27 protein-coding genes and 5 pseudogenes are annotated in these 25,988 nt (G+C 45.0%); 26 read left to right on the forward strand and 6 right to left on the reverse strand.

The window, feature by feature from the left end; genetic code table 11:
* A partial coding sequence (locus R1Y93_RS05745; RefSeq protein WP_500822024.1) for a PHP domain-containing protein occupies positions 1 to 325 on the reverse strand: 325 nt, incomplete at its 3' end.
* 240 nt (positions 326 to 565) lie between these two features.
* On the opposite strand from R1Y93_RS05745, the gene R1Y93_RS05750 reads away from it, so the two are divergent.
* From R1Y93_RS05750 to R1Y93_RS05865, 24 genes and pseudogenes are all read left to right on the forward strand, one after another.
* Positions 566 to 1,372, forward strand: a complete 807-nt coding sequence (locus R1Y93_RS05750; protein WP_158420035.1) for a class II aldolase/adducin family protein — start codon at positions 566 to 568, stop codon at positions 1,370 to 1,372.
* Between the two features lie 22 nt (positions 1,373 to 1,394).
* On the forward strand, positions 1,395 to 2,783 hold the full coding sequence (locus tag R1Y93_RS05755; RefSeq protein WP_500822025.1) for an aldehyde dehydrogenase family protein: 1,389 nt from the start codon (positions 1,395 to 1,397) through the stop codon (positions 2,781 to 2,783).
* A gap of 17 nt (positions 2,784 to 2,800) precedes the next feature.
* Positions 2,801 to 4,024 carry a zinc-binding dehydrogenase gene (locus R1Y93_RS05760; protein WP_173728342.1) on the forward strand — a complete coding sequence of 408 codons (1,224 nt, stop codon included), beginning with the start codon at positions 2,801 to 2,803 and terminating at the stop codon, positions 4,022 to 4,024.
* A 24-nt stretch (positions 4,025 to 4,048) separates the two neighbouring features.
* Positions 4,049 to 4,363: a BMC domain-containing protein gene (locus R1Y93_RS05765; RefSeq protein WP_500822026.1), complete on the forward strand. Its 315-nt coding sequence runs from the start codon at positions 4,049 to 4,051 to the stop codon at positions 4,361 to 4,363.
* Between the two features lie 96 nt (positions 4,364 to 4,459).
* Positions 4,460 to 4,735: a BMC domain-containing protein gene (locus R1Y93_RS05770; RefSeq protein WP_158420039.1), complete on the forward strand. Its 276-nt coding sequence runs from the start codon at positions 4,460 to 4,462 to the stop codon at positions 4,733 to 4,735.
* A gap of 29 nt (positions 4,736 to 4,764) precedes the next feature.
* Complete coding sequence (locus tag R1Y93_RS05775; RefSeq protein ID WP_500822027.1) at positions 4,765 to 5,073, forward strand: BMC domain-containing protein; 309 nt, start codon at positions 4,765 to 4,767, stop codon at positions 5,071 to 5,073.
* A 134-nt stretch (positions 5,074 to 5,207) separates the two neighbouring features.
* Positions 5,208 to 5,486: a BMC domain-containing protein gene (locus tag R1Y93_RS05780; protein WP_158420208.1), complete on the forward strand. Its 279-nt coding sequence runs from the start codon at positions 5,208 to 5,210 to the stop codon at positions 5,484 to 5,486.
* A 75-nt stretch (positions 5,487 to 5,561) separates the two neighbouring features.
* On the forward strand, positions 5,562 to 6,173 hold the full coding sequence (gene pduL, locus R1Y93_RS05785; RefSeq protein WP_500822062.1) for a phosphate propanoyltransferase: 612 nt from the start codon (positions 5,562 to 5,564) through the stop codon (positions 6,171 to 6,173).
* 112 nt (positions 6,174 to 6,285) lie between these two features.
* A complete protein-coding gene (locus R1Y93_RS05790; RefSeq protein WP_158420042.1) occupies positions 6,286 to 6,552 on the forward strand; it encodes a EutN/CcmL family microcompartment protein in 267 nt (88 codons plus the stop codon).
* Positions 6,553 to 6,556: 4 nt separating this feature from the next.
* Positions 6,557 to 7,885 carry a 4Fe-4S dicluster domain-containing protein gene (locus R1Y93_RS05795; RefSeq protein ID WP_500822028.1) on the forward strand — a complete coding sequence of 443 codons (1,329 nt, stop codon included), beginning with the start codon at positions 6,557 to 6,559 and terminating at the stop codon, positions 7,883 to 7,885.
* A gap of 16 nt (positions 7,886 to 7,901) precedes the next feature.
* Positions 7,902 to 8,451 (forward strand): annotated as a pseudogene (locus R1Y93_RS05800) (BMC domain-containing protein).
* Positions 8,452 to 8,485: 34 nt separating this feature from the next.
* Positions 8,486 to 9,265 (forward strand): DeoR/GlpR family DNA-binding transcription regulator, encoded by a 780-nt coding sequence (locus tag R1Y93_RS05805; RefSeq protein WP_500822029.1) that lies wholly within the window; start codon positions 8,486 to 8,488, stop codon positions 9,263 to 9,265.
* Positions 9,266 to 9,278: 13 nt separating this feature from the next.
* Positions 9,279 to 10,435: pseudogene (locus R1Y93_RS05810) on the forward strand (1-propanol dehydrogenase PduQ).
* A 399-nt stretch (positions 10,436 to 10,834) separates the two neighbouring features.
* Positions 10,835 to 11,376: pseudogene (locus tag R1Y93_RS05815) on the forward strand (propanediol/glycerol family dehydratase large subunit); the annotation flags it as partial.
* A gap of 128 nt (positions 11,377 to 11,504) precedes the next feature.
* Positions 11,505 to 12,500 carry a propanediol/glycerol family dehydratase large subunit gene (locus R1Y93_RS05820; protein ID WP_500822063.1) on the forward strand — a complete coding sequence of 332 codons (996 nt, stop codon included), beginning with the start codon at positions 11,505 to 11,507 and terminating at the stop codon, positions 12,498 to 12,500.
* 11 nt (positions 12,501 to 12,511) lie between these two features.
* A complete protein-coding gene (locus R1Y93_RS05825) occupies positions 12,512 to 13,201 on the forward strand; it encodes a propanediol/glycerol family dehydratase medium subunit (RefSeq protein WP_500822030.1) in 690 nt (229 codons plus the stop codon).
* Entirely contained in the window at positions 13,198 to 13,596 is a 399-nt protein-coding gene (locus tag R1Y93_RS05830; RefSeq protein WP_500822031.1) for a diol dehydratase small subunit, read from the forward strand. The genes R1Y93_RS05825 and R1Y93_RS05830 overlap by 4 nt, the downstream gene beginning before the upstream one ends.
* Positions 13,597 to 13,888: 292 nt before the next feature.
* A pseudogene (locus R1Y93_RS05835) lies at positions 13,889 to 14,391 on the forward strand (hypothetical protein).
* Positions 14,392 to 14,730: 339 nt separating this feature from the next.
* The gene (locus R1Y93_RS05840; RefSeq protein ID WP_500822032.1) at positions 14,731 to 15,219 is read left to right on the forward strand and encodes a diol dehydratase reactivase ATPase-like domain-containing protein; all 489 of its coding nucleotides are present in this window, start codon (positions 14,731 to 14,733) and stop codon (positions 15,217 to 15,219) included.
* Positions 15,173 to 15,274 carry a diol dehydratase reactivase ATPase-like domain-containing protein gene (locus tag R1Y93_RS05845; protein ID WP_500822033.1) on the forward strand — a complete coding sequence of 34 codons (102 nt, stop codon included), beginning with the start codon at positions 15,173 to 15,175 and terminating at the stop codon, positions 15,272 to 15,274. Before R1Y93_RS05840 ends, R1Y93_RS05845 begins: the two co-directional genes overlap by 47 nt.
* Before the next feature lie 62 nt (positions 15,275 to 15,336).
* The gene (locus tag R1Y93_RS05850) at positions 15,337 to 15,417 is read left to right on the forward strand and encodes a hypothetical protein (protein WP_500822064.1); all 81 of its coding nucleotides are present in this window, start codon (positions 15,337 to 15,339) and stop codon (positions 15,415 to 15,417) included.
* 26 nt (positions 15,418 to 15,443) lie between these two features.
* On the forward strand, positions 15,444 to 15,806 hold the full coding sequence (locus tag R1Y93_RS05855) for a glycerol dehydratase reactivase beta/small subunit family protein (protein WP_500822034.1): 363 nt from the start codon (positions 15,444 to 15,446) through the stop codon (positions 15,804 to 15,806).
* Positions 15,803 to 16,021, forward strand: a complete 219-nt coding sequence (locus tag R1Y93_RS05860; RefSeq protein ID WP_500822035.1) for an ATP:cob(I)alamin adenosyltransferase — start codon at positions 15,803 to 15,805, stop codon at positions 16,019 to 16,021. Before R1Y93_RS05855 ends, R1Y93_RS05860 begins: the two co-directional genes overlap by 4 nt.
* Positions 16,022 to 16,079: 58 nt before the next feature.
* Complete coding sequence (locus tag R1Y93_RS05865) at positions 16,080 to 16,874, forward strand: ATP:cob(I)alamin adenosyltransferase (protein WP_500822065.1); 795 nt, start codon at positions 16,080 to 16,082, stop codon at positions 16,872 to 16,874.
* Positions 16,875 to 17,358: 484 nt separating this feature from the next.
* On the opposite strand, the gene R1Y93_RS05870 is transcribed toward R1Y93_RS05865, so the two are convergent.
* Complete coding sequence (locus tag R1Y93_RS05870; protein WP_500822036.1) at positions 17,359 to 18,210, reverse strand: helix-turn-helix transcriptional regulator; 852 nt, start codon at positions 18,208 to 18,210, stop codon at positions 17,359 to 17,361.
* Between the two features lie 190 nt (positions 18,211 to 18,400).
* On the opposite strand from R1Y93_RS05870, the pseudogene R1Y93_RS05875 reads away from it, so the two are divergent.
* Together R1Y93_RS05875 and R1Y93_RS05880 are read left to right on the forward strand one after the other, a co-directional pair.
* Positions 18,401 to 20,197 (forward strand): annotated as a pseudogene (locus R1Y93_RS05875) (L-fucose isomerase).
* Positions 20,198 to 20,467: 270 nt separating this feature from the next.
* Positions 20,468 to 21,715, forward strand: a complete 1,248-nt coding sequence (locus R1Y93_RS05880; protein WP_500822037.1) for a hypothetical protein — start codon at positions 20,468 to 20,470, stop codon at positions 21,713 to 21,715.
* Between the two features lie 96 nt (positions 21,716 to 21,811).
* Here the strand turns inward: R1Y93_RS05880 and R1Y93_RS05885 are convergent, their stop codons facing one another.
* The 4 genes from R1Y93_RS05885 to R1Y93_RS05900 all read right to left on the reverse strand — a co-directional run bounded on the left by R1Y93_RS05885 (position 21,812) and on the right by R1Y93_RS05900 (position 25,986).
* Positions 21,812 to 22,255, reverse strand: a complete 444-nt coding sequence (locus tag R1Y93_RS05885) for an RbsD/FucU family protein (protein WP_500822038.1) — start codon at positions 22,253 to 22,255, stop codon at positions 21,812 to 21,814.
* Positions 22,256 to 22,446: 191 nt separating this feature from the next.
* Complete coding sequence (locus R1Y93_RS05890; protein WP_500822039.1) at positions 22,447 to 22,839, reverse strand: VOC family protein; 393 nt, start codon at positions 22,837 to 22,839, stop codon at positions 22,447 to 22,449.
* Positions 22,840 to 22,883: 44 nt separating this feature from the next.
* Complete coding sequence (locus R1Y93_RS05895) at positions 22,884 to 24,737, reverse strand: leucine-rich repeat protein (protein ID WP_500822040.1); 1,854 nt, start codon at positions 24,735 to 24,737, stop codon at positions 22,884 to 22,886.
* The gene (locus R1Y93_RS05900; protein ID WP_500822041.1) at positions 24,727 to 25,986 is read right to left on the reverse strand and encodes a leucine-rich repeat domain-containing protein; all 1,260 of its coding nucleotides are present in this window, start codon (positions 25,984 to 25,986) and stop codon (positions 24,727 to 24,729) included. Before R1Y93_RS05900 ends, R1Y93_RS05895 begins: the two co-directional genes overlap by 11 nt.
* Between the last annotated feature and the right edge of the window lie 2 nt (positions 25,987 to 25,988).

The raw sequence follows: 25,988 nt of genomic DNA on the forward strand, positions 1-25,988 counted from the left end.
CAGGGTGAAGGTTCTGGGTGTGCATACTGGCAATCGCATAATCAAGGCCTGAGAGAACATCTGCTGGAAGGTCGATCCGGCCATATTCATCCAGGATATTAACCTCTGCACCTAAAAGCAGCTGAATGCCAAAACGCTTCCTGGGGACTGCTGACAGGCTGCGAAAATAAGAAACAGTACCTGCACCTATAGTAGAAGGACCATGGTCTGTGATTCCTAAAAGAGAAAGTCCCTTGCATGAAGCAGCCTTTGCCATTTGAGTAATGGTACAGGAGGTACCATGGCCACTGGCAATAGAATGAGTGTGTATATCTGATAAATACATAAATGAACAACTCCTTTGCCACCAGTATGACATAGCGTGAAAAGGTTTGTCAATGAAAAAAACAGGTGATTTCCTGAAAAAACAATAAAAACAACATAATAAAACCTTTAAAAACAACATAAAACAACAGATATGCCTTGACTTATTGTGTGGAATGAGGTAGAATCACAATAGAAACAAAATGTTACTGCGAAAAATGGAGCAGGAAACGCTATATATGCTTAAGGAGGATAAAAAAGCATGGTAAACGAATATGAGATCAAAAAACAGATTTGTGAAATCGGAAAACGTATCTACAACCGTAACATGGTAGCAGCAAATGATGGTAACATTTCCGTGAAACTGAATGACAATGAATTTCTCTGCACACCTACTGGTGTATCCAAAGGATTTATGACTCCGGAGTATATCTGTAAGGTAGATGCTAAGGGAAATGTGATCCAGGCAAATCCGGGATTCCGTCCTTCTTCTGAGATCAAGATGCACATGAGAGTATATCAGAAAAGACCGGATGTAGGATCTGTTGTACATGCACATCCTGTATATGCAACATCTTTTGCAATTGCAGGTATTCCTCTTACACAGCCGATTATGCCAGAGGCAGTTATCGCATTAGGATGTGTTCCGATTGCTGAGTATGGTACACCATCTACCAATGAGATTCCGGATAGACTTGAGAAATATCTTCCATATTATGATGCAGTTCTTCTTGAGAGCCATGGCGCACTTACCTGGTCAACAGATCTTCTTGCTGCATACATGAAGATGGAATCTGTTGAGTTTTATGCACAGCTCCTGTATCAGTCCAAGATGCTGGGCGGACCAAAGGAATTTGATAAAGAAACTGTTCAGAAACTTTATGAGATCAGAAGAAAAATGGGTCTTCCAGGCAAACATCCTGCAAATCTGTGTCTGAACAAAGACGGCGTAAACTGCCATAACTGCGGCGGTGGATGTGGTTCTTCAGAAGCGAAGAAAGACGTAGCAGGAGATGCAGATCTGGTAGCACAGATCACCAAACAGGTAATGAAACAGCTGGGAATGTAAGAAAAGTTAGGAGGACAATCTCATGCCAATCAGCGAAAGCATGGTACAGGATATTGTACAGGAAGTAATGGCGAAAATGCAGATTGCAGATGCTCCGTCCGGAAAACATGGCGTTTTTAAAGATATGAACGAAGCGATCGAAGCTGCAAAAAAAGCACAGAAGATCGTTCGTGCAATGTCAATGGACCAGAGAGAGAAGATTATTACCTGCATCCGCAGGAAGACAAAGGAAAATGCAGAAATTCTTGCACGAATGGGTGTGGATGAAACCGGAATGGGAAATGTAGGAGATAAGATCCTGAAACATCATCTGGTTGCAGATAAAACACCAGGTACAGAGGATATCAGCACAACTGCATGGTCCGGGGACAGAGGACTGACACTTATTGAGATGGGACCTTTTGGTGTGATCGGTGCGATCACTCCTTGTACCAACCCAAGTGAAACAATTCTCTGTAATACAATAGGTATGCTGGCAGGTGGAAATACAGTTGTATTTAACCCTCATCCGGCAGCAATCAAAACATCAATTTATGCGATCAATCTTTTAAATGAGGCCTCTCTGGAAGCAGGCGGGCCTGATAATATAGCAGTAACCGTAGAAAAACCAACACTGGATACAAGTGAGATCATGATGAAGCACAAGGACATTCCGCTGATCGCAGCGACCGGAGGTCCTGGTGTTGTAACAGCAGTTCTTTCTTCCGGTAAAAGAGGGATCGGCGCAGGTGCCGGCAATCCTCCGGCACTGGTGGATGAGACCGCAGATGTGCGCAAGGCTGCACAGGATATTGTGAATGGCTGTACATTTGATAACAATCTTCCCTGCATTGCAGAGAAGGAGATCGTTGCAGTTTCTTCCATCGTAGATGAACTGATGCATTACCTTGTGACAGAGAATGACTGTTATCTTGCTTCTAAAGAAGAACAGGACAAGCTGACAGAGGTTGTACTTGCAGGTGGCAAGCTGAATCGTAAATGTGTGGGACGTGATGCCAGAACATTACTTTCCATGATCGGTGTAAATGTACCTGCAAACATCCGTTGTATCGTATTTGAAGGACCAAAGGAGCATCCTCTGATCTCTACAGAGCTTATGATGCCGATTCTTGGTGTAGTAAGAGCAAAGGATTTTGATGATGCAGTAGAACAGGCTGTATGGCTTGAACATGGCAACCGTCATTCTGCTCACATTCATTCTAAAAATATTGATAACATTACCAAGTATGCGAAAGCAATCGACACAGCAATTCTTGTAAAGAATGCACCGTCTTATGCTGCTCTTGGCTTTGGCGGAGAAGGTTATTGCACCTTTACCATTGCCAGCCGTACAGGCGAGGGTCTTACAAGCGCAAGCACCTTTACAAAGAGAAGACGTTGTGTAATGGCAGACAGCCTTTGCATTCGCTGACAGGAGGATGGTAGATAATGGATATGAATAATGTAAATATTGAAGAAATAGTAAAACAGGTACTTGCAGGAATGTCAGGAAATGCTTCTGCTCCTTCCAAAGCAGCACCTGCACCTTCAACAGGCAGCATTCCGAAAACAGCAAGAGTTGCTATGTTGACAGCACTTGAGCATTACGATATTAAGGAGTTCCCGATTCCTCCTGTTGGAGATGATGACATCCTTGTAAAGGTAGAGGGATGTGGGATCTGTGGTACAGATGCTCATGAGTTTAAAAGAGATCCGTTCAGCCTGATCCCGGTTGCACTGGGACATGAGGGAACTGGTGAGATCGTTGCCATGGGTAAGAATGTAAAGACAGATACAGCCGGAAAACCTGTTAAGATCGGTGATAAGGTTGTTACCTGCATGATCTTCAAAGATGATCCTGACATTACAATGTATGATCTGAATAAGAAGAATGTAGGCGGCGCAGATGTTTATGGACTTCTTCCTGACGATGATATTCATCTGAATGGATGGTTTTCTGATTATATCTATATCAGAGGCGGCAGCTTCGGATCTACATTCTTTAATGTAAGCGATCTGGATCTGGATTCCCGTATTCTGATCGAGCCAAGTGCAGTTTTGGTGCACGCAGTAGAGAGAGCGAAGACAACAGGTATCCTTCGGTTTAACAGCAGAGTTGTTGTACAGGGATGCGGCCCTATCGGTCTGATCTGTATCGCAGTACTTCGCACTATGGGTATTGAGAATATCTGTGCAGTAGATGGAGAACAGAAACGTCTTGATTTTGCCAAGAGAATGGGCGCAAGCATGACTGTAAACTTTAAAGATCACAAGGGCATTGAGGCACTTGCAGGTGCAGTAAAAGATGCATTCGGTGGACATCTTGCTGACTTTGCTTTCCAGTGTACAGGATCACCGGTAGCACATTCCAATATTTATAAGTTTATCCGCAACGGCGGCGGCTTATGTGAACTGGGATTCTTTATTAATGGAGGAGATGCTACCATTAATCCTCATTTTGACATTTGCTCCAAAGAGATCACAACAGTTGGCTCCTGGGTATATACACTGAGAGATTATGCAACTACATTTGATTTCCTGAAGAGGGCAAAAGGCATCGGTCTTCCAATGTCAGATCTGATCACAGACAGATTCCCACTGGAAGAGATCAACGAAGCACATAAGACCAATCTTGCAATGACAGGACTGAAGATTGCGATCATTAATAAATAACCGGCAGGATAAAGGAGAGAAGAGATGGCAGAAGCTGTAGGAATTTTAGAGGTGTTCGGATTGACAACGGCTTTCGTGGCAGCCGATGCCGGTTGTAAGGCAGCAAATGTCCATCTGGAGGTTTTTGATAAGAATAAACCTGCCAATGCGGACAGCCTGCCAGTACCGCTTCTTGTCTGCATTAAATATAGGGGCAGCGTATCGGATGTGACAGCTGCTGTAGAAGCAGGTATGAAGGTTGCAAAGAGCATGACCGGTGTGGTTCAGCATTATGTGATCCCCAATCCGGATACCGGTACAGAAAAAATGTTAAAGATCAGTGCCCTGGACAAACAATAGACATTGCAGAAACAAAAAAGATACTATACAATGAAAGACAGAAGCAACAGACGATAACAATACAGTTTATTTAGATAATTCAGGAGGATTTAAAAAATGGCACAGGAAGCTTTAGGAATGGTTGAGACCAGAGGACTTACAGCAGCAATCGAAGCAGCAGATGCAATGACCAAAGCAGCAGAGGTATCTCTGATCGGAACAGAGAAGATCGGATCCGGACTGGTAACAGTTATGGTTCGTGGCGATGTAGGAGCTGTTAAGGCTGCAGTAGAGAGCGGAAGCGCAGCTGCATCCCGTCTTGGAGAGCTGGTTGCTACACATGTGATCCCAAGACCACACAATGATGTAGAAAAGATCCTTCCTACCATCTGAAAAGAATCAGGTAATTAAGGAGTTCGCTCATGAATAAATCATATGGCTTTATCGAAATCACAGGTGTTGTGGCGGCTATGGATGCCCTGGACATTATGTGTAAAACCGCAGATGTTCAGCTGGCGTCATGGGAACGCAAGCTGGGCGGACGACTGGTGACGATCATCGTAGAAGGCGATGTGGCGGCTGTAACAGAGGCGGTAGAGACTGCTGCAGCAAAGGCTATCAAGAAACCGGTCAGTTATGCAGTGATCGCCCGCCCCCATGAAGAGATTGTCAAGATAGTAGAATTAAGCGCGAGCCGATGGAAAAAATCAGAAGTACAGGGGGATGAATAATGGCTGACGAGAAAAATACAGCGGAAAATGAAGCCCCGAAAAAGGCTGCCGCTCCCAGGAGAAGAACGGCGAAAACAACAATCAAAAAAGAACCTGTAGAAAGATCACAGACAGATCATAAGGAGGAAAAAAGAATGACACAGGAAGCATTAGGAATGGTTGAAACCAGAGGACTTACAGCATCAATTGAGGCAGCTGACCAGATGTGCAAAGCAGCAAATGTTGCACTTGTTGGAACAGAGAAGATCGGATCCGGACTGGTAACAGTTATGGTTCGTGGCGATGTAGGAGCTGTTAAGTCTGCAGTTGAGGCAGGAAGCGCAGCAGCATCCAGACTTGGTGAACTGGTTGCTACACACGTGATCCCAAGACCACATAACGATGTAGAGAAGATCCTTCCGGTTTTAAAATAATTCACAGGATAGAGTACAATCGGAAAGAAAGCGGGTGCAATCTTGGAAACCAATAACATTGAGCTGATCACGAAAATGGTGATCAATGCAATCAATAAAAAAGAAGAAAAAGGCAATGGTTTTATGGTGCCTATCGGAGTTTCTGCAAGACACATCCACCTGACACAGGAACATGTAGAGGCACTGTTTGGTCCCGGATATCAGCTTACAAAGAAGAAAGAGCTGATGGGCGGACAGTTTGCTTCTAATGAAACAGTGACAATTGTTGGATTGAAGCTTCGTGCGATTGAGAATGTACGTATTCTTGGACCTGTGAGGAAGGCATCTCAGGTAGAGGTTTCTGCCACAGATGCCATTAAGCTTGGCATGAAGGTGCCTGTAAGAGAGTCTGGTGATGTGAAGGGCAGTGCCCCGATTGCCATTGTTGGACCTAAAGGTGCCATCTATCTGAAAGAGGGATGTATTGTGGCAATGCGTCATATACATATGTCTCCAAAGGATGCGCAGGCAGCAGGAGTCAGGGACGGTGACATTGTTTCTGTGAAGGCAGACAATGAACGTGGAACGATTTTCAATCATGTTAAGATCCGTGTGGATGACAGCTTTACATTAGAGATGCACATCGATACAGATGAGGCGAATGCGGCACAGATCGCTACTGGTAATACCGTAACGATTATCAAGTAAGATCTGGTAAAGAACGCAATGATAGTTTTTCTCCTGCAGGGACTGTTCCACAGGGATCCAACAGGATACCTGGACAGTTCCTGCAGGTGGATTTAGAACACTGGAGGTTCATATGATTATAGGCAAAGTAGTTGGCAGCGTGGTTTCCACACGGAAAAGTGAAAAACTGGTAGGCAATAAATTTATGATCGTTGAGCCTGTCCATCATATGAAAGGTGACCTCAGTCAGATCGTTGCCATTGATATTATCGGTGCAGGGATCGGAGAATATGTATTGGTGGCACAGGGAAGCGCAGCAAGAATCGGCTGCGGCGTAGAAACAGCACCGGTGGATGCAGCTATTGTAGGTATTGTAGACGATGGTGCAGGATTGGAGTAACGCCATGGAAATTAAAGAGTTACAGAAAATTATTCAAGAGAATGGTGTAGTTGGTGCAGGCGGTGCCGGATTTCCTACATACATGAAACTGACCGATAAAGCGGATACGATTCTCATGAACTGTGCAGAGTGCGAGCCATTACTGAAATTACACAGACAGTTATTAGAGAAGCACGCATATGAGATCATGAAGACCTTCCATATGGTTGCAGAGACTGTGGGAGCGTCAGAAGCAATTATCGGGATCAAAAGGTCCTATACACAGACGGTAAATGCTTTGAAGCAGCATATTGAAGAATTTCCGGGAATGAGGATTCATCTTCTGGACGAAGTTTATCCTATGGGAGACGAGGTTGTGCTGATTTATGAAGCTACCGGCAGAGTCGTAAGACCTGGCGGACTTCCTATTGAGCAGGGTGTTGCCGTTTTTAATGTAGAGACTTTGTATAACGTATACAGGGCTGTAGAGTCCGGGAAACCTGTAACAGACAAATATGTATCTGTTGTTGCAGAGGTAAATAAACCAGTAACTGTAAGAGTTCCTCTTGGCTGTACACTGGAAGAGGTAGTGGAGCAGGCAGGCGGTATTACAGTAAAAGATCCGGTATATTTTGTAGGCGGACCGATGATGGGACGTATTGGGCAGCCTTCTGATCCGGTGACAAAGACGACAAATGCGATCCTGATCCTGCCTAAGGATCATCTGATCGTGCAGAAGAAGCAGAGGACTTCTTCTATAGATTTGAAAAGAGCAGCATCAATTTGCTGCCAGTGTAATACCTGTACGGATCTGTGTCCGAGAAATAATCTGGGACATCCGATTGATCCGGCACGCTTTATGAGAGCAGCATCCAATCATGATTTTCAGGATCTGAATCCATACATAAATGCAAGCTTCTGCAGTTCCTGCGGTGTTTGTGAAATGTATGCATGTCCACAGAGTCTGGCACCAAGGACTTTGCTGGCTGACATGAAAGGCGGGTTACGAAATGCCGGGATCAGACCTCCACAGGGTGTTCAGCCGGTACCGGTAAAAGAATCCAGAGAGTATCGCAAGGTGCCTGAAGAAAGATTGATGGCAAGGCTTGGACTTACCAGATATGATAAAGATGCACCGCTGGATGAAACTCTGGTATCTGTATCAAAAGCCCGGATCCTTTTAAGCCAGCATATCGGAGCCCCTGCCCAGGCAATTGTAAAGGCAGGCGACCAGGTTGAGAGGGGACAGATGATCGCAGCCCCTGCAAATGGCTTAAGTGTAGGGATCCATGCATCGATCACAGGTAAAGTAACAGAAGTAACAGACCGTTATATTGTAATTGCAAAGAAGTAGAAAGGACGGACAGAACATGAGCAAAGCAATCGGGATGATTGAATTTAAAACCACATCCACAGGTGTAACCGCTGCAGATGCTATGGTAAAAACATCAGAAGTGGAGATTGTGGAGGCACAGACCGTATGTCCGGGCAAATATATTGCAATTATAACCGGAGATCTGAGCGCAGTAAAAGCAGCTGTTGAGACAGCAGTAACTACTTATGAGGATAAATGTATTGACAGTTTTGTCCTTGGAAATCCTCATGAATCCATTTTCCCGGCGATTTAACGGTACCACACAGGTGGAAGAGATCAGTGCCCTGGGAATACTTGAAACTTATGATGCAGCCTCCATTATCGAAGCTGCTGACCAGGCTGCAAAGACGGCCATCGTAGATCTGATCGAACTTCGTATTGCCAAAGGTATGTGCGGAAAGTCCTATATGATGATCACAGGAGAGGTTTCTGCTGTTGAAGCATCTATCCAGAGAGCAAAGGAGCTTGTTGCGGAAAAGGGAATGTACCTGGATTCTTCCGTTATTGCACATCCGGACAGGAGAATGATCGACAGTATCTTATAATCTACAACAAAAAAAGAAAAAAGGAGGCAGATAAATGCTCGCATTAGAGAGACGGAACTTGATTCTAACAAAACTGCAGGAAGAAAAGCGGGTTGTGGTCAGTGAACTCAGCCAGCTTTACAACGTCTCTGAGGAAACCATACGCCGTGACCTGGATAAGCTTGAAAAAGAAGGGCTTGCCATTAAAAGCTACGGTGGTGCGGTGATCAATGAGAATGTAAGTATTGATCTGCCTTTTAACATCCGTAAGAATCAAAATGTGATCAGCAAGCAGAGAATGGCAGAGATTGTAGCCTCCCTATTCCATGAAGGAGAAACAATCTCCATGGATGCCAGTACTACAGATGTATTCATTGCAAAAGCCTTGAAAAGTAAAGAGAAACTCACTCTTTTAACTAATTCCATGGAAATCCTCCTGGAACTGACTGATGTGTCAGGCTGGAACATCCTGTCTACTGGTGGGACTATGAAAGAAGGATATCTGGCATTTCTTGGTTCAAAGACTGATGAAGCTTTCAGATCTTATTATGTGGATACTGCTATTTTTTCCTGTAAAGCACTGGATCGAAATAAAGGGATCATGGAATCACAGGAAGCGTTCGGCTGTGCTAAGCGTGCGATGATCGCTTCAGGAAGGAAGAAGATCCTGGTGTTGGATAATGGCAAATTTGATCAGTCAGCTTTTTGCATAGCAGGCTCTCTTAGAGATGTGGATATTGTGGTGACAGATGTAAAGCCAGCTGATGAGTGGATACAGCTTTTTGATGAATGGGATATAAAGTGCCTGTACCCATCCTGCGAATCAGAAGAATAAGGAGCATGTGGTTATGAAGACATTTGAAATGAAAACAGTGATCCATTTTGGAGATAATTCACTGGAGCGGCTGAAGGTGATTCCCTATAGAAGAGTACTGATCATTACAGATCCTTTTATTGCAAATGGGGACATGATCGATCTGATCACAGCGCCGCTGAAAAGCGGGGGCATCCAGTATGATCTTTTCACAGATGTTGTACCGGATGCACCAGTAGGGAAGATCGCCGAAGGAGTGAAAAAGTTTCTGGAGTATCAGCCGGAAGCAGTGATTGCTGTAGGCGGCGGATCTGCCATTGATTCCTCCAAAGCCATCCGTGAATTCGCTTTAAAGATCAATAATTATGGAAAGGTAGGCCTGATTGCCATTCCTACCACAAGTGGGACTGGCTCAGAGGTGACTTCCTTTGCAGTTGTAAATGATACAGATGCCCAGGTAAAATACCCGCTTGTATCTGACAGCCTTACGGCGGATGAGGCCATCCTGGATGCAGAACTGGTTCGCAGTGTACCTGCTTCTGTAACAGCAGATACAGGAATGGATGTATTTACCCATGCACTGGAGTCTTATGTAAGCACGGATCACAATGAATTTTCAGCAGCATTGGCTGAGAAGGCAATTGAAATATGTGGTGTATTCCTGCTTCGTGCTTATCTGGATGGCAACGATATGCATGCACGCCAGAAGATGCATGTAGCTTCCTGCCTTGGCAGGGCTTTCCTTTAACACGGCAGGATTGGGGATTACCCACAGTATGGCGCATCAGCTGGGTGCTATGTTCCATATTCCCCATGGAAGGGCGAATGCAATGCTCCTTCCCCATATTGTGGAGTTTAATGCAAATATCAATAAACACAGCAAGAGCCAGAAGGAATACCTTCCGGCTGTGAAGAGATATTCTAATATTGCACATGTCCTTGGCAACTAAGCAATTATAACAAAGTGATGAGTGTACGTTCTCTTGTGAACTGGATTCAGTTTATGCAAAAAGAGATGAACATACCGCTGACCATTCAGGAAATGAAAACGATCACACCGGATGTTTATTTTGCAGCAATCGACCGGATGGCAGAGGCGGCTCTGGCAGATGCACTAGTACAGCTACCAATCCAAGAGTTCCTACCAAAGAAGACATCGTAAAGATCTATACAAAACTCTGGTCTTTTTAAATGAGCAAGCAGCAGGACAGTTTTATCTCAGTCGACGAAGACTCCCACCTCTTTCAGGTGGTGAGTAACAGCAAGTTCGTCTCAGTGGGAGTCTAATCTCCGACTGAGACAGACTACTGCGCCGAGAGGATGCGCAGGGATTCTGTAAAGAATATGTCAGCTTACGCTGACCAGAATCACGCGCCAAGTCTCGCGGCTGCTCGACTTGAAAACTGTCCTGTAAATATATACGGTTTTGAATTTAATTAATTAGCGAAGCGGATTTGGGAATATCCGTTCGACTTAATTAGCCAGGCGGGTTATGGGTATCCGCTTAACTAACGAACATATATGTTTCTGTTATGCGGGATGCAGGGACGTATCAGTTAAAAAGTCTTTTTATCAGAAAAGGTAGATACTATGAAAAGATCAAAAAGAATAGAAGCTTTAGACAAGCGGGCAGTAAATCTGGACGGCTTTATTGATGAGTGGCCGGAGATGGATTCGTGGCAATGCACAGTCCTTACGATCCAAAACCATCGGTAAAGGTAGAGAATGGAATGATTACAGAACTGGACGGAAAGAAAAGAGAAGATTTTGATTTCCTGGATCAGTTCATTGCAGATTATGCGATTCGGGTGGATCGGGCAGAAGCCTCCATGGCTGTGCCTTCTCTTGAGATCGCACGGAAGATCGTAGATATTTCCGTATCCAGAAAAGAAATCCTTTCGATCGTATCAGGAATCACACCTGCAAAAATGGCAGAAGTGATCAATCATCTGAATGTGGTGGAAATGATGATGGGCATGCAGAAAATGCGTGCAAGAAAAGTGCCGGGCAATCAGGCACATATTACAAATCTGAAGGACGATCCGGTGCAGATTGCAGCAGATGCTGCTGAAGGTGCACTTCGTGGATTCAGGGAAGAAGAAACTACCATGGGTGTGGCAAGATATGCGCCTTTTAATGCCATAGCACTTTTGATTGGCTCACAGGCCGGCAAGAAAGGAGTTCTGACTCCAGTGCTCTGCAGAAGAGGCCACAGAAGCTGGAACTGGGGATCCGTGGGTTTACTACTTACGCAGAGACGCTGTCTGTATATGGAACCGAGAAAGTCTTTATTGATGGGGATGATACTCCTTATTCAAAAGCATTTCTTAATTCGGCTTATGCCTCCAGAGGCCTTAAAGTCAGATTTACCTCAGGCGCAGGTTCCGAAGTATTGATGGGAAGCAGTGAACAGAAATCCATGCTTTATCTGGAATGCAGATGTCTTTATGTGACCAAAGGCGCTGGTTCCCAGGGAATCCAGAATGGGTCAGTAAGCTGTATTGGCGTTGCAGCCGGTGTTCCGGCAGGTATCCGTGAGGTTATGGGAGAAAATCTTGTTGCAGCACTTTTGGGACTGGAATGTGCATCTTCCAATGACCAAAGCTTTTCTAACTCAGACATGAGAAGGACTGCAAGAACTATGCTTCAGTTTATGCCTGGAACGGATTTTATTTTTTCTGGTTACGCAGCAGAGCCAAATTACGATAATATGTTTGCAGGCTCCAATTTTGATGCAGAAGACTTTGATGATTACAATGTACTGCAAAGAGATATGCAGGTGGATGGCGGGCTCAGGCCTGTTACAGAGGATGAAGTGATCCGTGTACGCCGCACCGCAGGAAAGGCAGTTCAGGCAGTATTTAAATATCTGGGGCTTACTGAGATTACTGATGAGCAGGTGGAAGCAGTTACCTATGCACATGGAAGTAAAGATACATTGAACAGAGATTCTGCAGCAGATATTATGGCAGCGGATGATCTGATGAAGTGTGGGATCACAGGGATTGATGTGGTGAGAGCATTGGCAGAAAGCGGATTTGAGGAACTGGCACAAAGTATCCTGAACATGCTGAAGCAAAGAGTGATCGGTGATTATATGCACACAGCTGCTATTCTGGATGAACATTTTCAGGTAATGTCCGGGGTAAATACACCTAATGATTATATGGGACCGGGAACCGGTTATCGTGTAACAGGAGAACGTTGGGAAGAGATCAAAGCCATTCCTCATAGGATCAATGTAGACGAATTTTAGGAGGCTGTGTTATGAAAATAGATGAACAACTGATACGTGCTGTTACTGCAGCAGTAGTGGAACAGTTGCAGAAAAACGGGCAGCTCCACTTGGATACAGTAAGAACTACAACAGACAATAAAGAAGATTATAAACTTGCCGGAAGAACGCGGATGAAGCCAAAGCATTCTTATAAGGGCGCTGTAAAAGCAGAACAGGGTACTGATCCAAAAGAGATCGTGATCGGTGTGGGAGCTGCTTTTCAGACAGAGATCCGCTCTACGATCTGTGGGATTCCTTTAGATCAGGTTTTACAGAATGTACAGGCCGGGATCGAGGAAGAAGGCATGGCTTCCAGGGTTGTTAAGGTTCTGGACACTTCAGACGTTGGATTTATGGCACTTCAGGCTGCCAAGCTTTCCGGTTCAGGGATTGGTATAGGAATCCAGTCAAAAGGTACCACTGTGATCCATCAGAAGGATCTATATCCCTTGTCTAATCTGGAACTATTTCCACAGGCACCGCTTATGTCCTTGGATACTTACAGGAAGATTGGCAGAAATGCTGCCAAATATGCCAAAGGGGAGAAGGTAACACCTATTGAATGTACCAATGACCCTATGGTGCGTGCCAAATATCAGGTAAAGGCAGCCCTGATGCATATTGTGGAAACAGAACAGCTGGATCCGGAAAAAGGGATGATCAGTTGGGAGGGAGTATGATGAGTAATTATCCTCTTGGACAAAATGAAGCAGATACAATAACTTCTAAGACAGGGAAAAAGTTGAATGAGATCACCCTTGAGGAAGTCAAAAAAGGAAATGTAACAGCTGAAGACATTAAGATTTCATCTGAAATGCTGAAACGTCAGGGACAAGTAGCCCAAGAAGCAGATAATCCTCAGATGACTGCAAATTTTGAGAGAGCGTCAGAATTGGTCAATGTTCCGGATGATGTGATTTTAGATATGTACAACAAGCTGCGGCCTAATCGTTCTTCAAAAAAGGAACTGGTGCTGATGGCACAGGAGCTTCTGGAAAAATACCAGGCGCCCCATTGTGCAAAGCTTGTACTGGAAGCAGCAGAAATATATGAAAAAAGGGGAATTCTTCTTTGAAATTGATTGCTGGTGTTGATATAGGAAATTCCACAACTGAAGTATGTATTGGGGCGATAGAAGACAATGGCAGATTCGCGTTTTCTTTCCAGCGCTTCCAGGATGACCACGGGTAGGCAAGGGAACATTGCCTAATGTTCACGGGACTCAAGGCAGCTCTTACAGAAGCAATGGAGCGGATCCATGAGCCTGCGGAGAGCGGCTTTCCCTTATTCGTCTGAATGAGGCTGCACCTGTGATCGGGGATACTGCAATGGAAGCCATTACCGAGACGATCATCACAGAGTCTTCCATGATCGGACATAATCCTTCTACACCAGCAGGTGCAGGAGAGGCAGTCGGCCGTCTATATTTCTTGAGAATATATGGAAGGGCGAGGCGGGAGTAGCCTATATAGTAGCTGTGTCCAATAGATTTTCTTATGAGGAAGCAGCCTCCAGGCTGAACCAGTTTCTGCCGGAGCTGGATATCCGAGGACTGATCCTTCAGGCAGATGAGGCTGTACTTGTGGAAAACAGACTGAACCGCAAGATGCCTATTGTGGATGAAGTGAAACATATCACCCGGATTCCGGAAGGAAAGCTGGCTGCTATTGAGGTTGCCCTGCCAGGTACATCTGTCAGGATGCTTTCCAACCCTTATGGGATCGCAACCCTTCTCGGGCTGGATGCACAGGAAACAAAAGCCATTACCCCTATTGCCAAAAGCCTTGTGGGAAAAAGAAGTGCAGTAGTGATCCGCACACCTCATGGAAATATGAGAGAAAATATTCTGCCCGCAGGGAGATCCATTTAACAGGGGAGAAAGATCTGTGGGTGAATATTGATGCAGGTGCAGATGTGATCATGGAAGCAGTTGCCCAGGCAGGGGAGATCCAGGATATTACAGGGGCAGGATAATACCAATGTGGCAATGTCAGTGTGGACCAGACGGATGGCTGAGGCAGCCTGGGCAGCAAGGAGATGAAGAGAACCTAACCACAGACACTTGGGCTGTGGACACCCTGGCTCCTGAGACCAGGCATCTTGCTGGAGAACGGTATGGAGACAAGGCACTGATTGCCCAGCCACTGCAGACTCAGCATCTGCCTATGGCAGCAATCGCAGAGAGATTAGAGGAAAACTGCACACCAAGGTGTCAGTTGCCGGAAGTGGGAGGAGGGAGGCATGGTTCTCCCTGCTGGTGCAAATGCAGCAGCCTGGCACTAGGCTTCCGCTGGCAATTCTGGATATGGGAGGAGGATCTACAGATGCAGCTGTCCTTGAACCAGATGGTTCTGTAAGGACCACCCATCAGGCAGGTGCCGGTGAACTGGTTTCCATGCTGATACAGACAGAACTTGGCCTTGGCAGCCGGGTTAGCAGAACAGATCAAGAAGTATCCTATGGGAAAGGTGGAAAGCCTGTTTCATATGCGTTTGGAAAAATGGAGCTATGCAGTTCTTCCCGATCCATAGATCCAAGATATTTTGGTCATGTGGTTTTGCTTGCACCAGGCGAGATGCTGAAGATTGAAGAAGACATTCCTATGGAAACGTATCCTGGAGGTGCGGCAGGATGCCAAGAAAAAGGTATTTGTGAGAAATGCGATTCGTGCACTTCGGACGATCGCACCGGGAAATGACCTGAAAAATATACCCAATGTGGTTTTGGTTGGCGGTTCGGCAGAGGGTTTTTGAGATACCAGAGATGCTGATGGCAGCTCTTTGAGAATACAGGATCGTATGCGGACGAGGGAAATATCAGAGGGACAGAAGGTCCAAGAAATGCAGTAGCAACAGGGCTTTTGATGTCCTATCTTGGGGAGAAACATCAAGGGTAAAGTAAGAACAGGAAGGAGAAGAGGCAATGGTTGTGAACAGGCCGGAGATCATATTGTATACCTGCAGGCCGGATGCGGATTATCTGAAAGAAGTCTGTGCCGGGATCGAAGAAGAAGGCGTACTATATCGTATATACAGCCGTCAGGGAGATCTGGATACACTGGCTTTTGAAGCAGCGGCTGCCTCTATGTTAGGCTGTGGGATCGGGATCACAGGCAGTGAGCTTGCCATGCAGATGCAGCATCTTCCTAAAGGAAAAAATGTTTTTGAATTAAATTGTCCCAGATTCTGGCAGTGTCGTAATCTGGGAGCCAATAGCGCAAGGGCTGTAAAGAAGATGCCCTTTAAATCTGTAATAACCGGAAAAATGGAGGAATCACTGTTATGAATATTTATACGAAAGGCGGAGACAAAGGGACAACAAGTCTTGTACATACAAAAAATGTGTCAAAGTCAGATGACAGGATTCAGCTGGTTGGCACCATTGATGAGCTGACCAGTCACATTGGTCTGGTAAAATCCATGTTAACGGATCCGGATATGATACAGAATCTGGAAAAGATCCAGTCTACACTGATCACTTTAATGGCCGGGGATCGCTGATCCTTATAAACGGGATTATCGGATCAGTGATGAGGAAACCAGTTTTCTGGAAGCAGAAATTGATCGGCTGGAAGGCTTGTTTGACAGACCAAAGAAGTTTATTCTTCCAGGCGGCAGCCGTTTGTCAGCAGAGACGGATGTGGCACGTACTGTTGCCAGGCGGGGAGAACGGGCGCTGGCTGCTGTCAGTGTGAAATTCGGGGCAGATAATGGTGCAAAAAAATATATGAATCGTCTGGCAGATTATCTTTATGTACTGGCAAGGTATATAGATGCCAGAGAAATGGGACAGACAAAAGATGGTGCATCTGGAAAAGAAGGATCTGCAGATAAGGATAATCTGAAGAACAGAGGAAGTATTATGGGACAGAAGGAAATGCCGGTCAGTGAGGCTGTGATACAGGAAGTTTTGAAAAGAATGGGAATACAGGGAAAGATCACTTTGGACAGTGCCAAAAGACTGATCGAAGCCATCGAGCAGGAGGCGCAGCGAAGAGGAAAGAAGGCTGTGATCGCAGTCTGCGGTCCGGATGGGAATCCTATTGCAGTTCATGTGATGGATGGTGCATTCCTGGTAAGCTTTGATGTAGCTGTCAAAAAGGCATATACTTCTGTTGCTGTTAAAATGACAACAATGGAACTCTCTGCACTTGCCCAGCCAGGAGGAACTTTCTATGGACTGGATAAAATGGACAATGGAAAGATTGTGATCTTTGGCGGTGGTGTACCCCTGAAAGTGGGGGATACCATTATCGGAGGATTGGGCGTCAGCGGCGGTACCGGGAGAGGAAGACCATTCTCTGGCAGAGTATGGATTGAGCATTCTGAACCAGGTATTATGATAAAACTGTGACGGTGCAGTTTTGGGCAGCCATTTTTCAAATTATTGCGTATATCTTTATATTTCAGAAAAGACATTTTATATCAGTCGAGAAGACTCCCCCACCTCTTTCAGGTGGTGTGTAACTGCTCGACTTGAATTTATGGAGGAAACAAACCTGTGTTTTTCCATGTAAAATGTCTTTTTTTGATGGAAATAAAAATAGGGTGGATATAAACATCCTGCAAACTTTCGGTGAAATATATCTTTATGTTGGAAAAACAGACAGGATCAGAAGGGAAAACAGGTGCAAACTGTCAAAATATGCAAAATGAGAGGGTTTTCTTTTGGTTGTATTCTGGCAGATGCTTTGATAGAATGTAGGAAACGAAAGAGGGAAATAAGTAAAAATACATGTCTGCTGTCAGTTCTGAACAGCGAAAATCTCCCATCTTTTTATTTTTTTGTCTAAAAACCGGAAGTCAGGCTGATAAACAGTGAAGACTTCCGGTTTTGTCTACAATTTTTTATATTTTCCTGGCGTAGTACCTTTGTATTTACGGAAGGTACGGATAAAATAGCTTAAATCATTAAAGCCTGTCCGATAGGCAATCTCAGTAATGGAGTCATCTGTGGTGGAAAGCTGGTAGCAGGCCTCCTCGATCCGTTGTCGGTTTAGGTAGTCCATCGGGGTCTGGTGGGTCATTTCGGAAAAAAATCTGCAGAAATATTTAGGGGACATGGAAACAGAGGCAGAAAGCTGCTGCAGGGTCAAAGGACTGGCATAATTCTGTTCAATAAATTCGACCACCTGTTTCAGCTGCTGAAGTCTCTTATAGTCACGTCTTGTTTTGGAAATCCGGTCAAGATATAATTGTTTACCAAAAACAAGTCCAAAAAAATGATAAAATTGTCCAATAACTGTCATTTCGTATCCTATGCTTTTTTCCAGGATAGCCTGAAAGATATCGTTCACAGTATCCACAATATCCGGGTATTTTCCTGTAAAATGATGATATACCATTAATTCCTGATGGGCGATCTTCTGGATGTATTCCCCACACAGGGTATTTTGCTTGATAAATGTATTGATGTCAAAAACAATACACTCATATACACAGCCATTGTCTGGTATGCCACTGTGAAGAATACCACTGTTGACAAAAATAACATCACCTGCTTGTGCAGTAAAGCTTTTTTCGTCTAAAGTGACAGTAAGGCTTCCGCACAGGATTCGCATGATCTCGTATTCCATATGCCAATGATAAGACATTTCATAGCGTGGGTGGCTGCTGTCAATGTGATGAAATTCAAAAGGAAACTGATACGTCCCTCTTGGCCGGTCTTCATTCTGATCCAATCCGTGCAAAAAAATACATCTCCTTTCATTAAAATAGAAAAAGTGAATATTATGCTATTATTTGCTATTATAACACAAGTAATAATGTGCACACAACGGTATAATGACAATCAGAGAAGGTTGTACATATGTATCTGTCAGGGGATAAGACTAAGACAGATACACATTCTAAATTTTATTATGGGAGGTATTTAATATTATGGCAAAGAGCAGACTGATCGGTGAATATCCTGTAATCGGTATTCGTCCTACGATTGACGGCAGAAGAGGCGCACTGGATGTAAGAGGTTCTCTGGAAGAACAGACCATGGGAATGGCAAAGGCTGCTGCAAAATTATTTGAAGAGAATCTGAAATATTCCAATGGCGAGCCGGTAAAGGTTGTAATCGCAGATTCTACTATCGGACGAGTTGGCGAATCAGCAGCATGTGCTGATAAATTCAGAAGAGAGGGCGTAGATATTACTCTTACCGTTCTCCATGCTGGTGCTACGGTTCAGAGACAATGGATATGGATCCACAGACCATTAAGGCAGTCTGGGGCTTTAATGCAACAGAAAGACCGGGAGCTGTATATCTGGCATCTGTTCTTGCTACACATGCACAGAAAGGACTTCCTGCATTTGGTATTTACGGACATGAGGTTCTGGATGCAGATGACATGGAGATGCCTGCAGATGTTAAAGAAAAAATGCTCAGATTCGGACGTGCAGCAGTTGCAGTTGCTTCTATGAGAGGCAAATCCTGGCTGCAGATCGGATCTATCTGTATGGGTATCGGCGGTTCCATTATCGATTCTGATTTCATCGAGTCCTACCTTGGAATGCGTGTAGAGTCTGTGGATGAGGTAGAGATCATCCGTCGTATGACAGAAGGCATTTATGATCACGAAGAGTTTGAGAAGGCTCTGAAATGGGCAAAAGAAACCTGCACTATCGGATTTGATAAGAATCCACCAGAACTTCAGATGACAGAAGAGCAGAAAGAAGAGCAGTTTGAATTTGTTGTTAAGATGGCAGTGATCGTTCAGGAGCTGATGAACGGATGCGATAAGCTGGATCCGAAGTTCTCTGAAGAAGCGATTGGACATAATGCACTTGGAGCTGGATTCCAGGGACAAGAGACAGTGGACAGACTTCTATCCAAACGGTGACTTCGCAGAGGCAGTCCTTAATACATCTTTTGACTGGAATGGAGCAAGAGAGCCATACATCCTTGCTACAGAGAATGATGTTCTGAATGGCCTTGGAATGATGTTTATGAAGCTTTTGACAGGACGTGCACAGATGTTTGCAGATGTACGTACTTTCTGGAGCCCAAGCGCGATCAAGCGTGTGACAGGCTATGATGCAGAAGGTCTGGTTAAAGAAAATGGCGGTCTGATCCATCTGATCAATTCCGGTGCATGCTGTCTGGATGCAAGCGGAGAGGCAAAAGATGAGAACGGCACACCAGTCATGAAAGAGTGGTGGAATATTACTGAGGAAGATCAGAAAGCAATCATGGCTGCTACTACATGGAATGCAGCTGATAACGGATACTTCCGTGGCGGCGGATTCTCCTCCAGATTTGTTACAAAGGCAACCATGCCTGCAACAATGATCCGTCTGAACCTTGTAAAGGGTCTTGGACCAGTTCTTCAGATCGCAGAGGGATGGACGGTAGAGCTTCCTGAGGATGTATCTGATACTCTTTGGAAACGTACAGATTATACATGGCCATGTACCTGGTTCGTACCAAGATGCGATGGCAAAGAGGGAGCATTCAAATCTGCATACGATGTTATGAACAACTGGGGTGCTAACCATGGCGCAATTTCCTATGGCCATATTGGTGCAGACCTGATTACTATGTGCTCCATGCTTCGTATTCCTGTATGTATGCACAATGTATCTGAAGATCAGATCTTCCGTCCGGCAGCATGGAATGCTTTCGGTATGGATAAAGAAGGTGCTGATTACCGTGCATGCAAGAATTACGGACCATTATATAAATAATGGGATGAGTGTGGGAGTACAGACAAGAAGTGATCTGCAGGTATCATAGACTGCATCCTGTATCCTGACTTTATATTAAATAGTAGTATTCATTTGCCTGACCGTCTGTATGGATGGTCAGGCGTTTTTTCTGCAAAAAATGACAAAAAAAGATTGAAACTTTCCATGGACATGATAGAATGAAAGATAATAGGCAACTTTCCAATCAATGCATCTTATGAGGGAAATGGTCAGTTGCATTAGCAGAAAGAAAGGGAATGGAAGAACCATATGAAGAATATTCTAAAAGGATTTTTGGGGGCTGTATTTACTGTTCTGTTTACCATTACAGCATGGGCAGATGCAGGTAATACACAAAGCATAGATTATCCCACAGATTATTACATGATCGTGGAAAGCAAAGAAGGCGGTATTAATATATATGCTGAGGCGGATCTGTCCAGCCAGAAGCTGAATGATCAGCTGATCCCTAATGGGACAGCCCTTCATATAGAAGGTGAAAAGCAAACAGACGATAAGCGTATATGGGGCTATACCAAATATCATGGTATGTATGGATTTGTTCCTACAGATGATCTGAAGCCGGTTACCCGCTCACAGGCTGTACAATCTGAGTATTATCTGTATGGCGGCAAGGATGCAGATTATGATCTTACGGTTGCAGCAAAAGATGGCAGCGTTGCCTTATATCATGGCCCTGGAGAGAAGTATGACACAGTGTCCGGCGCAGACCAGATACCGAATGGACAGGTTCTGCATATTACAGCAGAGGCAGATGCAGGTGAGGATGGCCTGTGGGGAAAGACGGATTATGAAGGACTGGAAGGCTGGGTAAATATTCATCAGGCCAAGGGCGAAGACTCCAAGGGAGAGGACGCAGATGGGCTAGAGATCATTGAGACTGTAAATCCAACTGAGAAAGCCACACCTACAAAGGAGCCGGAGACAGCCTCTGCAAAGATGTCGGAAGCTGCACCTGCAAAGAAGGCACAGGCTACACCTACTAAGAAGCCGGAAGCAACGCCAACAAAGGAACCAGAGGCTACTGTTACAGAGAAGCCGGAAGCCACACCTACCAAGAAGCCAGAGGCTACACCTACTAAGAAGCCGGAAGCAACGCCAACAAAGGAACCGGAGGCTACACCTACTAAGAAGCCGGAAGCAACACCAACAAAGGAACCAGAGGCTACTGTTACAGAGAAGCCGGAAGCCACACCAACAAAGGATCCGGAGACTGTAACACCTACAGAAGAAGCAGTAACACCTACAGAAGAAGCAGTAACACCTACCGAAGCGGCGGTGACACCTACGGAAGAGGCAGTAACACCTACAGAGGAAGCAGTTACACCTACGGATAAAGCTTCTGCTGAGAAGGACGCGAGTGCAAAGGAAGCTTCTTCTCAGGAAGCAAAGGCTGAAAAAGGGATTGGCAATTTAGCTTTATGGATACTTTTGGCAGCTGTAGTGATAGGGTTGATCATAGTAGTGGTTCTTATGAAAAAGAACAAGAAAAATTAAATCAGAATACAAAAAGAACGGCCATATATCTTCCTGATGAAACAGGAGGATATACAGCCGTTTTTATGTTGTGTGAAATGACTTTGCAATGAAAGATCATTTGTTGATGACAACGCCCTTCTGAAGCATTACATTGGCATATACAGCCTTTTCACTTGTTGCAATAATGCAATAAGCTGTTTTGGCTTCTTCATAAAATGCAAACCGCTCAATATTACCTACAGCAGAAGCACCACGGGAATCATGCTTGGTAACAATTTCTTTATAAGTATCCCAGATAGGTGTAGCCACCTGATCTCCTGGCATGACTTCCATCAGATTAACCGGATGATCTACATAAGTATCCAGTGGAATCATAGTAAGGATGGCATCCAGGATCTCCGGTACACCATGACCATCGCACCGCACGACCACTGCATTTTTACCCATAGATTCTACAGGGAAATTACCGTCTGCAATTACAAGACGGTCACTGTGACCCATTTCACATAATACCTTTAATAATTCAGGTGATAAAATTTCAGGAACTCCCAATAACATTGTTTGCTCTCCCTTCTGTCCTTTTTTTAATAGAGTACATGGAGACAGAAGAGATTGCAAGGCAATATTTTACTGAAAAAGATGAAATAGTTACGGAAAAGTTATTGTAAACGGAGTAAACAGTAATACGGAAAATCTATATAAAACATCAACAACCGTAACATGGGATATTTGCAGCTGCTCGACTTGAATTAAAGAAACTGGCTGAACTCAACTTTTTCTTTATTGGGGCCTTCAATGGTAAAAAACTTCACTCCATTGTCCCAGAAAGGCAGGAAGTGGATCTGGTCATTTAAGGTGTTAAGGTCATGTCTGCATACCAGGTCGTATACAGCTTCAATATCTGTTACATTAATGGCAATATGTTCTATCGCACCGTAAGCCATAGACGTAGAATCACACTCATAGGCTTCAATTACAAGATCGCCAAGTTTTAAAAAGTTTACAGACTTACCGGTATCCTCCATTGTTGTGGAAAAGGCAATCTCAAATCCCAGTTCTGAGTAGAATAAAAGAGTTTCAGCCATGTCGGTTGTAGGAATGCCGATGTGCTGAACACCGGTAGCATAATCTTTGATTTGCATGTTATAAATCTCCTTTCGCATTTAAATATATCAGATGGGTCATCTTACATATAACTTATGGTTCTGGTGCTGGAGCTGCGGCCGTATACAACATTTTGACCGGAACGGCTGTAAGCACGTACTCTGTAACGATAAGTGATGCCTTTTACAGCTTTTGAATCTAAATAGGTAAGGCTACGGCTTACTCCCGCCTTTTTCCAGGCTCCATTTTCATAGCGGTAGATCACATAGCCTGTGGCACCGCTGCATCGTTTCCAGCTGAGACGGATTCCCTGGGAAACAGACTTCGGGGTTCTAAGTGTTACTCTGGACAAAGGAGTGGCAGCTGTGATACCGGAGGTAAGGTAGGAGCCAAGCACCTGACGGTTGCCTGTATTTGTAAAAGCTCTTACTGTATAGGTGTTTATTTTTCCTGGGGCAACCGGGAAAGAACGTGAGCTTTTATGGATAAAGGAAGTGGTGCTGGCATCTGTGGAACCCAGTAATTTCCAGCGTTTTCCTTTTTTGATGTAAATACGGTATCCATCTGCATCTGCTACCTTTTTCCAGGAAATCAGGTTCCTGTTTGCAGAAAGAAGAGATACTTTTTTTAAGGCTGGTGCAATGGCTGTAGGGATTCCCTTCTTTCCTTTCGCATCATATCGGCTTGTTCCTGCTTTGGATACAGCACGTACTGTGTAGGTATAAGTAGTTCCGGGCGTTAAATAACGGTGATTGTAACCATTTCGTTTAATGCCTTTTTGAAGGACTTTCCATGATTTGGCATTGCCCTCTTTGTAATAGAGAGTATAGGAAGTGGCACCAGGAATCTTGTCCCACATGATCCGAAGTGAACGGGAACTGGTAGCCTTCACAGTATGGATCTTCGGGGTACGCAGACGCGAATCCACTGTAACGGTCAAAGCAGTGGTGACCTGGGAGTCCCCCTTCAGGGTCACGGTAATCCTGACTTTTCCGGCACGCTTCGGGGTCAGGATCCCACTGGAGGATACTCTGCACACAGAGGGGCTGGCACTTGCAAAAGTAAGGGCAGATGGAGAAATCTGTACATGGGAAAAGCCATTGTCAATAAAAAATTCGACTTCTTTTCTTTCACTAAGGCCAAGTTTCGTATTGTCAGTTGCATAAAATTTAAACGGAATACCGGATGAAGAAATAAAGGGTATTTCTGCAGAAACAGTACTGCTGGTATAAGCGTTCATATCAGCGGGAGCAGTAACCTGCTTTCCGTAAAGGATCACCCAATAGCTTACACCTCCGGCAGTGATGGCTCCAACACCTGCAGCTGTGTAATCTGCATTAAAAATACCTGCCTGATCATCTCCGTTCATCCATACTGCCAATGCTTCCGAAGCGGTTCCCTGTCCTGCAGAAATGCTTTCGTAAGAAGCATCCAGGCAGGCTGTAAGTCCTGAAACGCCAATAGGCCTTGTATGGGAATAAAGCACCGTAAGCTCACCGGCACGCTTCATGGCTGCATCCAACAGAGCTGTGTCCATGGTAAGCGGGGAAAGGCCTTTCGCTGAACGCTGCTGATTTACAAGGGCAACCAGCTGGGACGCACTTTCATAATCATAAGTAATATTAATGGGAATCCTGCTGGCTGTTTTCAGAAGCTCATCTGCAGGGTTCGCCCGGGTATCCGGACGGATAGATACAGAGGCTGTATCCGGAAAAGCATGGTCGCCTACTGTTACAGAGGCATAGGGCAGGACCACGGAGGTGATGCCTGTATTATAAAATGCATATCTACCAATAGAAATCAGGCCCTCTGGAAGCGTAATCTGATTAAGAGAAGGGCAGCCCATAAATGCCTGATACCGGATCTCCTTCAGAGAAGAAGGAAATACCACTTCTTTCAGGGAAGCAGATTGTCCGAAGCATCCGTTAGGGATCAAGGTAACACCTTCCGGGATCTGGATCCGCTCCAGGGAATTGCAATAGCTGAAACTGTTGTTGCCGAATTCGCGGATCCCTGTACCGAATATTATGCTGGAAAGACTGCCGCAATATTGGAAGCACTGGGTAGGAATCTGGGTCAATCCGTTGCCGATGGTAACATCTTGCCATCTGTCCGCAGCTGGAAAAAGCACTGGTACCCATCTCGGTTACAGTATCAGGGATCCTGATGGAGGTCAGGCGGCTTCTATAAAAGCTGGCAAGTCCAAGCCTGGATACCTGGTTCAAATCCACAGTCTGCAGATTGGCTGCATAAAAAGCATACACGCCAATGGTCTTTACCGAATCAGGTACCTGGTAGCTTTGTGCTGAGCGGGCAGGCGGGTAAAGACATAAAGTGGTCATGTCTTTTGTGAAAACAACACCGTCCACGCTCTGGTAAGAAGGATTCTCCGGGGAAACAAGCAGCTCCTGCAGCCATTCGCAGCCAAAAAGCATTTTGTCAGAAAGCGTAGTCAGAGAAGCCGGAAGAGTCAGGGAAGTGATCTGGGTTGCCTGAAAAGCAAAATCACCGATCTTTGCAACGGAATCCGGCAAAGAAACAGAAGCCAGGGAGGTACATTCTGCAAAGGCACCGTCACTGATCCCTTCCAATGTATCCGGAAGGGATACAGAAGTTACCTTAGAAAATCCGTAAAAAGCAGCGGATCCGATCTGGGTGATCCCTGAAGTGATCTGGATCTGTGTAGCCTGGCCACGATAGCAGTCCCAGGAAGGACGTACACTCTGACTGAAGTCTCCTGTACTGCCTGTACCGGAAAGAGTCAGGATCCCTGTGTCTGTATCAAAAGCAGCCTGGATACCGGTGCTTGCTGTCACATCCTCATCATTAAGAGACGAGTCCCCATCCGAAAAAAGGGAAACATCGTCTGCATCTGCACCGAAAACATCTGCTCCCACGGAAGATTCATGGGCTATATCTATAGGCGCATCCAGGTCCGTGGAGTCTGCAGCAGCCACATCCTGGATGTCTGCAGCCTCTGATTCGCCGGAAGCATCTGTATTGTGGAAAGATTCATCTGTTACATCCTGAAACATGTCATCGGAAATGCTATCAGAAATATTATTGGAAGCTTCTTCAAAAAGACTGGCATCATCTGTATAAGCTTCTTCTGTACCCCAGACAGGACCTGCAGAAGTGCAGACCATGGCAGCAGCCAGAAGGATGGCAATGTTTTTTCTTTTCAAAC

The organism is Blautia sp. HA3515 (assembly GCF_059933065.1).